Here is a 9,498-nt window from a genome sequence, read left to right as displayed (position 1 = left end):
GTACACCCGTGGGTGTACCGGCTTTCGAAATATGGTGCGCGATACTGGGATTGAACCAGTGACCTCTTCCGTGTCAGGGAAGCGCTCTCCCGCTGAGCTAATCGCGCAGGTGCACTACATGAGAGGTGGAGACGGGAATCGAACCCGTGTGCACGGCTTTGCAGGCCGTTGCCTCACCACTCGGCCACTCCACCGCAAGGTTGAGTCCAACCTCTCGAGCGGACGACGGGATTCGAACCCGCGACCCCAACCTTGGCAAGGTTGTGCGCTACCAGCTGCGCCACGTCCGCATCGCACATCCGAAGGCGTTGCTGCCTCCGTGGTGCGAGATGAAACACTAGCCGACGCCGTGTGCAGTAACAAATCCGCTGGTCATCGCCCGCGTTCGGCGCGAATCGCCCGGATCCGCGCGGGATTCGATCTGCCTCTGGGCCCCGGATCGCGGCGCCAAGCCCCTTTCTCGTGCGGGCGGCCGTTTCTCGTGAGGGTGGCCCGGGATGGTGGCCGGGAATCAGGTGACCTCACGCTGTCTCGGCCCCGACAGGCGGGATGACCTGCAGGTTTTCCTCCGGTCGCGGAGCGTGTTAATGTTCCTCCTCGTTCGGCCGCGAGGGTTTGATGCGCGGCTCGGTCCCGTGGCTCAGTGGAAGAGCGTCCCGTTCACACCGGGAAGGTCGCTGGTTCGATCCCAGCCGGGACCACAGATCGAAAAGGCCGTCACCGAGGGTTCTCGGGGCGGCCTTTTTGTTGTCTAATGAAGCCCCATGACCGTGGTTCAGGGATTTCCCGCCGTGATCGACGAGAACGCGCAGACACTCATCCTCGGTTCCATGCCAGGCGTTCCTTCGCTGGTCGCGGGCAAGTACTACGCCAATCCGCGCAACAGCTTCTGGCCGATCATGGGTGCACTGTTCGACGCCGGACCGCCACACCCGTACCGGGTGCGTGTGCACCGGCTGCAGGCTCGCGGCGTCGCACTCTGGGACGTGCTCAAGGCCTGTCGGCGACCCGGCAGCCTGGACTCGAGCATCGATCCGGCCACCGAGGTGGCGAACGACTTCGCCGCTCTGTTCGCCGGCCATCGCGAGATCAGCCGGGTGTTCTTCAACGGCGCCAAGGCCGAGGCGGTCTACCGGCGGACGGTGGTGTCCGCGGGACTGCACCCCGCCGACGTCCAACTGACCAGGCTGCCGTCGACAAGTCCCGCGAACGCGGCGACGCCGGTGCTGAAGAAGGTCGAGGCGTGGCGGGCTCTCGTCAACGGATGACCGATCCCGCCGCCGAGTTCGACGGCGTCGCGCTGGTGGATCGGCGGTGGCTCGCCGACCGGATCGCGGACACCCGGCGCGCCTGGGCCTGCGAGGACGACCGCGTCGCCGGAACCCTCTGGTGGTATTCGACGAGCTCGGCGCTGCTCGCCCCGCCGGTCGCGGCTCTGCTGGCGAGCGGCACTGCGCCAGATCCACGTCTGACGGAGCTCGTCTGCACCGCGCGCCCCGACGGATCGCTCGACTCGGTCCGCTCCCGCGCGACGGTCCGCGGCCCGGAACCGTTGGCGGACGGGCTGCGTGAGTCGATCGGGGCGATCGTCGACGCGCTCGCGGAACTGGGTGGCCCCGCCGCGCGATCGCTGTGGGCCGTTGCCGCCGACTCCCTCGCCAACCGCGGCCTCGACGCGGGCACCGCGCTGGGCAGTCCCGCAGCGGGCAGCGCCCTCGCGGCCGCGCTGGCCGAGTTGATCGGGCCGCCGATGCCCCGGCCGCGTTTCGTCGACGTCGCTCCGCACGGCTCGGTCGCGGCTGCCGTGGATTCGGTGCCCGCACCGGGCAGCAGGAGATTCCTGCGCCGATCCTCGTGCTGCCTGATCTACCTTTCCCCGGTGGTCGCCGCGCCCGGCGACATCGAGGCGGGCGAACGGGCCAAGTGCACCAGCTGTCCCCGTCAGCGGCCGGAGGTCCGGTCGGCGAGGTTGGCCGCGCTGCTCGGGTGAGCGGGGTGATTCGATCGGGGTGCCGATAGCATGAGGGCTCATCGCCGCGCCGATCCCGGTCGGCACACACATCGAGGAGCACATCGCCGTGACCACGCCTGCATCAGTAGCCCCAGCCGCCCGCGTCCGGGTGCATGCGGGGACTACCGCCGGCACGGCGGTTCGCGAGGCCGGGCTGACCGGCAAGGGCGCCGACGCGATCGTCGTCGTTCGCGACGCCGAGGGCAACCTCAAGGACCTGTCGTGGATTCCCGAAGACGACGTGGAGGTGGAGGCCGTCGCGGCCGACACCGCGGACGGCCGCATGGTGATCCGGCACTCCTGCGCGCACGTGCTGGCGCAGGCCGTGCAGGCCGAGTTCCCGGCCGCCAAGCTGGGCATCGGCCCGCCGATCAAGGACGGCTTCTACTACGACTTCCGGGTCGCCGAGCCGTTCACCCCCGAGGATCTGACCCGCCTCGAGAAGCGGATGAAGCAGATCGTCAAGGGCTCACAACGCTTTTCGCGTCGCGTGGTGGAGAACATCGAGGACGCGCGGGTGGAACTCGCGAACGAGCCGTTCAAGCTCGAGCTCATCGACGACAAGTCGGGAATCGACGACCCCGAGGTCATGGAGGTCGGCGGCAACGAGCTCACCATCTACGACAACCTCGACCCGCGCACGGGAGAGCGGATCTGGGGCGACCTGTGCCGCGGCCCGCACATCCCCACCACCAAGCACATTCCGGCGTTCAAGCTGACCCGTAGCTCGGCCGCCTACTGGCGCGGTGACCAGAATCGCGAGGACCTGCAGCGCATCTACGGCACCGCCTGGGAGTCGTCCGAGGCGCTCGACAAGCACATGGAACTGCTGGCCGAGGCCGAGCGGCGGGACCACCGCAAGGTCGGTGCCGAGCTTGACTTGTTCAGCTTCCCCGACGAACTCGGCTCCGGACTGCCGGTGTTCCACCCCAAGGGCGGCATCATCCGCCAGGAGATGGAGAACTACTCGCGTCAGCGGCATGTCGAGGAGGGGTACGAGTTCGTCAACACCCCGCACATCACCAAGGGGCACCTGTACGAGGTCTCCGGGCACCTGGACTGGTACCGGGACGGCATGTTCCCGGCGATGCACATCGACGAGGAACTGAACGAGGACGGCACCGTGCGCAAGCCGGGCCAGGAATACTTCCTCAAGCCGATGAACTGCCCGATGCACAATCTGATCTTCCGCACCCGCGGGCGTTCGTACCGGGAACTTCCGCTGCGGCTGTTCGAGTTCGGCTCGGTCTACCGCTACGAGAAGTCCGGTGTCGTGCACGGTCTGACCCGTGTGCGTGGCATGACCCAGGACGACGCGCACATCTACACCACGCGCGAGGACATGCGTGACGAGCTCACCCGCACGCTGAACTTCGTGCTCGGCTTGCTCAAGGACTACGGCCTCGACGACTATTACCTCGAGCTGTCCACCAAGAACCCCGACAAGTACGTCGGCGACGACGCGACCTGGGAAGAAGCGACCAACACCCTCGCCGAGGTCGCCGAGGCGTCCGGCCTGACCCTGATCCCGGACCCGGGCGGCGCCGCGTTCTACGGCCCCAAGATTTCCGTGCAGGTGCAGGACGCGCTGGGGCGCAGCTGGCAGATGTCGACCATCCAGCTCGACTTCAACCAGCCCGAGCGCTTCGAGCTCGAGTACACCGGGTCCGACGGTGCCAAGCACCAGCCGGTGATGATCCACCGCGCCCTGTTCGGGTCCATCGAACGGTTCTTCGGTGTGCTCACCGAGCACTACGCCGGCGCGTTCCCGGCGTGGCTGGCGCCGGTGCAGGTCGTGGGCATCCCCGTCGCCGAGGCCTTCGAGGCGCACCTGTTCGACGTGGTCGGCAAGCTGAAATCGGCGGGGGTGCGCGCCGAGGTCGACGTCAGCGACGACCGGATGCAGAAGAAGATCCGCAACCACACCACCCAGAAGGTGCCGTTCATGCTGCTCGCCGGCGAGCGGGACGTCGAGGCCGGCGCGGTGAGCTTCCGGTTCCGCGACGGAACCCAGATCAACGGCATTCCGGTGGACGCCGCGGTCGAGGCGATCACCGGCTGGATCGCGCGGCGCGAGAACGCCTCGCCCACGGCCGAACTGCTCGGCGGTCTGCAATGACCGAGGACGCCACGCCCCCGGAGTCGTTGGTGGACACCGGTCCCGGCGACCCGGACCGGCTGCAGCGGCTGTGGTCGCCGCATCGGATGTCCTACATCGCCGAGACGCCGAAGGCCGCCGAGGCCGGTGAGGGGCCGTTCACGGCGATCCCGAAGATGAGCGACGAGGAAGGCCTGATCGTCGCGCGCGGCGACCACGTGTACGCGGTGCTCAACCTGTACCCGTACAACCCGGGGCACATGATGGTGGTGCCGTACCGGCGGGTCGCGGCGCTCGAGGACCTCACGCCGGAGGAGTCGGGTGAGCTGATGGCCTTCACCCAGCAGGCGATCCGCGTGATCAAGCGTGTGTCGCGGCCGGACGGGTTCAACGTCGGGCTCAATCTCGGTGCGGCGGCTGGTGGTTCGCTCGCGGAGCACCTGCATCAGCACATCGTCCCGCGATGGGGTGGCGACGCGAACTTCATCACGGTGGTCGGTGGCGCGAAGGTGATGCCGCAGTTGCTGCGCGAGACTCGGGCGCTGCTGTCGGCCGCCTGGGAAGACGGGGGCCGGTAGGTGCTGAGCATTCTCGGGCGTGCCTCGGTCTCGAAGGCGACCGCGCCGTTGGGCCGGGCGCTCGTGAAGACCGGCCTGACCCCCGACGCGGTGACGGTGTTCGGCACCGTCGCCAGCGTCGCGGGCGCGGTGACGCTCTTCCCGTCCGGGCATCTGTTCTGGGGCACGATACTCATCTGGTTCTTCGTCATGTTCGACATGCTGGACGGGGCGATGGCACGGGCGAGGGGCGGTGGAACCCGCTACGGCGCAGTCCTCGACGCGACCTGCGACCGAATCGCCGACGGCGCAATCTTCGCCGGACTCGCCTGGTGGGCGATCTACCACGAGAACAGCAAGTCGCTGCTGATCGCGACGCTGATCTGCCTCGTCACCTCGCAGGTGATCTCGTACGCGAAGGCCAGGGCCGAGGCGAGCGGGCTCTCGGCCGACGGGGGTCTGATCGAGCGGCCGGACCGGCTGATCATCGTCCTGGTCGGCGCCGGCCTGACCGGAATCGCCGGACATTTCGGCATCGGGTGGCTCGAATGGGCCGTCTACCTGGCGATGTGGGTCCTCGCCGTGGCGAGTGTGATCACGGTCTTCCAGCGGGTGCTGGCGGTGCGCAACTCGCCCGGCGCGCGGGAATTGCTGCCGACGGCCGCGCCCGCGGGAGAGGATCCGACTTCGTGAGCCGGGCACCGCACACGACATGGGCCGAACGCGTCACCGACCTCGGCTACGCCGCCGGCTGGCGGCTGGTCCGGGCGCTGCCCGAGCGGGTCGCCACCGGTCTCTTCGATGCCGGCGCAGATTTCGCCGCGAGGCGCGGCGGCGGCCCGGATCAGCTGCGCCGCAACCTCGCCCGCGTGGTCGGCGTGCCGGCCGACCAGGTGCCCGACGAGCTCGTCCGGGCATCGCTGCGCTCCTATGCGAGGTACTGGCGGGAGGCGTTCCGGCTGCCGTCGATGGACCAGGTCGAACTCGGCCGACGCCTCGACTCGCGCGTGCACGGCCAGGAGAATCTGGAGGCCGGCCTCGCCGCGGGGCGCGGGGTGGTCCTCGCGCTGCCGCACAGCGGGAACTGGGACATGGCGGGCGTGTGGCTGGTGCAGCGGCACGGCCGGTTCGCCACCGTCGCCGAGCGGCTCAAGCCCGAATCGCTGTATCAGCGATTCGTCGCGTACCGGGAGAGCCTCGGCTTCGAGATCTTCCCGCTGAGCGGGGGAGAGGCGCCGCCGTTCGAGCAGCTGGCCGCTCGGCTCCGCGAGAATCAGGTGGTGTGCCTGCTCGGCGAGCGCGATCTCGCCAAACGCGGTGTACCCGTGACGTTCTTCGGTGAACCGACGCGGATGCCTGCCGGGCCCGCGAAGCTCGCCATCGACACCGGCGCCGCGCTGCTCCCGGTGCACTGCTACTTCGACGGCGAGGACTGGGGCTTCCAGGTCGATCCGCCGATCGACACCTCCGGCGGGATCGGGCCTGCCACCCAGGCGCTGGCGGACCGGTTCGCCGTGAACATCGCGGCGCACCCGGCGGACTGGCACATGCTGCAGCCCCTGTGGCGGGCCGACCTGTCGCAGGCACGGCTCGCGCGAATGGAGTCGTAGATGAAGATCGGCATGGTCTGCCCGTACTCGTTCGACGTACCGGGCGGTGTCCAGGCCCACGTCGTCGAGCTCGCGCAGGTGCTCATCGAACGCGGCCACCGGGTGAGCGTGCTTGCGCCGGCCTCGGAGGGCACCGAGCTGCCGGACTTCGTCGTGTCCGCCGGTCGCGCGGTGGCGATCCCGTACAACGGCTCGGTGGCCCGGCTGACCTTCGGACCGGTGTCCTACGCGCGGGTGCGCCGGTGGATCGCCGAGAACGACTTCGACGTGCTGCACATCCACGAGCCGAACGCGCCCAGCCTGTCCATGCTGGCGATGAAGATCGCCGAGGGGCCGATCGTCGCGACCTTCCACACCTCGACCACGAAGTCGTTGGTGCTGAGCACCTTTCAGGGCGTGCTGCAGCCCTACCTGGAGAAGATCAGCGGACGCATCGCGGTCTCGGAACTGGCCCGGCGCTGGCAGGTGGAATCGCTCGGCTCCGACGCCGTCGAGATCCCGAACGGAGTCGACGTCTCGGCGTTCGTGAGCGCCGCCGCGCTGGAGGGGTATCCGCGCGCGGGTGGCACCGTGCTGTTCCTCGGTCGGTACGACGAACCCCGCAAGGGGATGGCTGTGCTGCTCGACGCGTTGCCCACGCTGGTCGCACGGCACCCCGAGCTCGAGGTGCTGGTGGTCGGGCGCGGGGACGAGGACAAACTTCGCAAGGACGCCGGCCGCTACGCGAAACACCTGCGACTGCTCGGTCAGGTCACCGACGAGGAGAAGGCGTCCGCGCTGCGCAGTGCGGACGTGTACTGCGCGCCGAACCTCGGCGGCGAGAGTTTCGGCATCGTGCTCGTCGAGGCGATGGCCGCCCGCACCCCGGTGGTGGCGAGCGAACTCGACGCGTTCCGTCGCGTGCTGCGGGACGGCACCGCGGGCATGCTCGTACCGGTCGGGGACTCGGACGCCCTCGCCGGCGCGCTCGACGCCCTGCTCAGCGATCCCGATCGCAGGCGGGCGCTGATCGACACCGCCACCGAGGTGGTCGCCGAGTACGACTGGCCGGTCGTCGCGGAACAGATTCTGCGCGTCTACGAGACGGTGACGGTCGGTGCGCAGGGCGTGCGGGTGGAGGCGCGGTCGTGACCTTCTCCGCCACCACGATCCTCGTTCTCGCGCTGGTAGCCGCGCTGGTCGTGGCGATCGGTGTCTGGGCCTACGGCACTGCCAACCGGCTCGACCGGCTGCACGTGCGCTCGGACCTGTCTTGGCAGTCGCTGGACGCCTCCCTGGCGCGGCGCGCGGTTGTCGCGCGGGCGGTCGCGGCGGCGTTGGTGCCGACCGGGTACGCGTTCGGTACCGCGCCCGCAGTGCAGACGGACGGAAAGCGACTGGCCGCGTTGGCTGATCAGGCCGAGCGGGCGGATCGCGCGCACCGCGAGACCGCGGAGAACGCGCTGTCCGCGGCGCTGTCCGCGGTGCCGCCGGTGGCGCTCGCGCCGCAGCTGGTCGCGGAACTCGCCGACTCCGAGGCTCGGGTGCTGATCGCCCGCCGGTTCCACAACGACGCCGTCCGGGACACCTTGGCGCTGCGCACCCGCCGACCGGTGCGCTGGCTGCATCTGGGCGGCACCGCGCCGCTGCCGACGTACTTCGAGATCGCCGAGCGGACCACACCGTCCGCGGGGGCCGGGCTCGACGTCGACGAGATGCGCACCTCCTCGCGCGTGGTCCTGATCGACGACCGTGGACGGGTCCTGCTGCTGCGTGGTCACGATCCGCAGATCCCGGACGTCCATTTCTGGTTCACCATCGGCGGCGGGGTGGAGCGGGGGGAGAGCCTGCGGGACGCGGCGGTACGCGAGATTCGTGAGGAGACCGGTCTTTCCGTCGATGCTGCGGACCTGCGTGGGCCGATGTGGCGTCGAGTGGCGGTGTTCCCGTACGACGGCGACCTGATCCGCTCCGAGGAACTGTTCTTCGCGTTGCAGACCAACGGGTTCGAACCGCAGCGCAACGGTTTCACCGAACTCGAGCGCCGAGCGATCACCGGGCACCGCTGGTGCACGGCCGCCGACATGCGGGCGATCGCCGGGTCCGGCGAGACGGTGTATCCCGAGGACCTGCCAGACCTGGTCGACGAGGCGAAGGTGGTCGTCGCGCGGCGCGTCGAGCCCGAGGTCCGCTCCATTCGCTGACCGGTCGATCGGCGGCGCGCCGCCTCGTCCTAGAATTGAAAGAGTTCCCCGTACAGGTCTCTACTGATGGAGTTTGCCGTGAGCACCCCTGATACCGCCCCCACCACCGGCACCGCCCGCGTCAAGAGGGGGATGGCCGAGATGCTCAAGGGCGGCGTCATCATGGACGTCGTCACCCCCGACCAGGCGAAGATCGCCGAGGACGCCGGCGCCGTCGCCGTCATGGCCCTCGAGCGGGTCCCCGCGGACATCCGTGCGCAGGGCGGCGTCTCGCGCATGTCGGATCCCGACATGATCGACGGCATCATCTCCGCGGTGTCGATCCCGGTGATGGCCAAGGCTCGCATCGGTCACTTCGTGGAGGCGCAGATCCTGCAGTCCCTCGGCGTCGACTACATCGACGAGTCCGAGGTGCTCACCCCGGCCGACTACGCGAACCACATCGACAAGTGGAAGTTCACCGTCCCGTTCGTCTGCGGTGCCACCAACCTCGGCGAGGCGCTGCGTCGAATCACCGAGGGCGCGGCCATGATTCGGTCCAAGGGCGAGGCCGGCACCGGTGACGTCTCGAACGCGACCACGCACATGCGCACTCTCGGCGCGGAGATCCGCCGCCTCGGGTCGATGAGCGAGGACGAGCTGTACGTCGCGGCCAAGGAGCTGCAGGCGCCGTACGAGCTGGTCGTCGAGATCGCGAAGGAGGGCAAGCTGCCGGTCACGCTGTTCACCGCGGGTGGCATCGCCACCCCGGCCGACGCGGCGATGATGATGCAGCTCGGCGCCGAGGGCGTGTTCGTCGGTTCGGGCATCTTCAAGTCGGGCAACCCGGCGGAGCGGGCCGCCGCGATCGTGAAGGCCACCACCTTCTTCGACGACCCGGACGTGCTGGCGAAGGTCTCGCGCGGCCTCGGCGAGGCGATGGTCGGCATCAACGTCGACGAGATCCCGCAGCCGCACCGCCTCGCCGAGCGCGGCTGGTGACTCGAACGTACTGAGCGCACAGGCGCCACCGCTTCCGCGGTGGCGCCTGTGTTTGTTC

At 69.2% G+C, this 9,498-nt stretch carries 9 protein-coding genes and 4 tRNA genes; 10 read left to right on the top strand and 3 right to left on the bottom strand.

Annotated elements, in window-relative coordinates:
- Positions 1-32 precede the first annotated feature (32 nt).
- From ACFXGJ_RS22740 to ACFXGJ_RS22730, 3 genes are all read right to left on the bottom strand, one after another.
- Positions 33-107 (bottom strand) — tRNA-Val (locus ACFXGJ_RS22740).
- A gap of 16 nt (positions 108-123) precedes the next feature.
- Positions 124-194: transfer RNA gene (locus ACFXGJ_RS22735), tRNA-Cys, on the bottom strand.
- A 23-nt stretch (positions 195-217) separates the two neighbouring features.
- A tRNA-Gly gene (locus tag ACFXGJ_RS22730) sits at positions 218-290 on the bottom strand.
- A gap of 339 nt (positions 291-629) precedes the next feature.
- Between ACFXGJ_RS22730 and ACFXGJ_RS22725 the strand changes: the two genes are divergently transcribed.
- From ACFXGJ_RS22725 to pdxS, 10 genes are all read left to right on the top strand, one after another.
- Positions 630-701, top strand: a tRNA-Val gene (locus tag ACFXGJ_RS22725).
- A 63-nt stretch (positions 702-764) separates the two neighbouring features.
- Positions 765-1,268 carry a DNA-deoxyinosine glycosylase gene (locus ACFXGJ_RS22720; RefSeq protein ID WP_378625178.1) on the top strand — a complete coding sequence of 168 codons (504 nt, stop codon included), beginning with the start codon at positions 765-767 and terminating at the stop codon, positions 1,266-1,268.
- Positions 1,265-1,990 (top strand): hypothetical protein, encoded by a 726-nt coding sequence (locus ACFXGJ_RS22715; protein WP_378625175.1) that lies wholly within the window; start codon positions 1,265-1,267, stop codon positions 1,988-1,990. Before ACFXGJ_RS22720 ends, ACFXGJ_RS22715 begins: the two co-directional genes overlap by 4 nt.
- Positions 1,991-2,078: 88 nt before the next feature.
- Positions 2,079-4,130: a threonine--tRNA ligase gene (gene thrS, locus ACFXGJ_RS22710; RefSeq protein ID WP_378625172.1), complete on the top strand. Its 2,052-nt coding sequence runs from the start codon at positions 2,079-2,081 to the stop codon at positions 4,128-4,130.
- Positions 4,127-4,687, top strand: coding sequence for an HIT family protein (locus ACFXGJ_RS22705; protein WP_378625168.1), 561 nt, complete (start codon positions 4,127-4,129; stop codon positions 4,685-4,687). Before thrS ends, ACFXGJ_RS22705 begins: the two co-directional genes overlap by 4 nt.
- On the top strand, positions 4,688-5,359 hold the full coding sequence (gene pgsA / locus ACFXGJ_RS22700; RefSeq protein WP_378625166.1) for a phosphatidylinositol phosphate synthase: 672 nt from the start codon (positions 4,688-4,690) through the stop codon (positions 5,357-5,359).
- Positions 5,356-6,276, top strand: a complete 921-nt coding sequence (locus tag ACFXGJ_RS22695) for a phosphatidylinositol mannoside acyltransferase (protein WP_378625164.1) — start codon at positions 5,356-5,358, stop codon at positions 6,274-6,276. The genes pgsA and ACFXGJ_RS22695 overlap by 4 nt, the downstream gene beginning before the upstream one ends.
- Entirely contained in the window at positions 6,277-7,407 is a 1,131-nt protein-coding gene (locus tag ACFXGJ_RS22690; RefSeq protein WP_378625162.1) for a glycosyltransferase family 4 protein, read from the top strand.
- Positions 7,404-8,459: an NUDIX domain-containing protein gene (locus ACFXGJ_RS22685; protein ID WP_378625160.1), complete on the top strand. Its 1,056-nt coding sequence runs from the start codon at positions 7,404-7,406 to the stop codon at positions 8,457-8,459. Before ACFXGJ_RS22690 ends, ACFXGJ_RS22685 begins: the two co-directional genes overlap by 4 nt.
- 66 nt (positions 8,460-8,525) lie before the next feature.
- Positions 8,526-9,440 (top strand): pyridoxal 5'-phosphate synthase lyase subunit PdxS, encoded by a 915-nt coding sequence (pdxS, locus tag ACFXGJ_RS22680; protein ID WP_378423892.1) that lies wholly within the window; start codon positions 8,526-8,528, stop codon positions 9,438-9,440.
- The last annotated feature ends 58 nt before the right edge of the window (positions 9,441-9,498 follow it).

This window comes from Rhodococcus sp. NPDC059234 (assembly GCF_042754225.1).
GTDB lineage: Bacteria > Actinomycetota > Actinomycetes > Mycobacteriales > Mycobacteriaceae > Rhodococcus_G.
This window is presented reverse-complemented; position numbering and strand designations above follow the sequence as displayed.

Bases quoted from the DNA above. Each gene is read 5' to 3' on its own strand.
- ACFXGJ_RS22720 (WP_378625178.1), top strand. From the start codon at position 765: ATGACCGTGGTTCAGGGATTTCCCGCCGTGATCGACGAGAACGCGCAG.
- ACFXGJ_RS22715 (WP_378625175.1), top strand. From the start codon at position 1,265: ATGACCGATCCCGCCGCCGAGTTCGACGGCGTCGCGCTGGTGGATCGG.
- ACFXGJ_RS22705 (WP_378625168.1), top strand. From the start codon at position 4,127: ATGACCGAGGACGCCACGCCCCCGGAGTCGTTGGTGGACACCGGTCCC.
- ACFXGJ_RS22690 (WP_378625162.1), top strand. From the start codon at position 6,277: ATGAAGATCGGCATGGTCTGCCCGTACTCGTTCGACGTACCGGGCGGT.
- pdxS (WP_378423892.1), top strand. From the start codon at position 8,526: ATGGAGTTTGCCGTGAGCACCCCTGATACCGCCCCCACCACCGGCACC.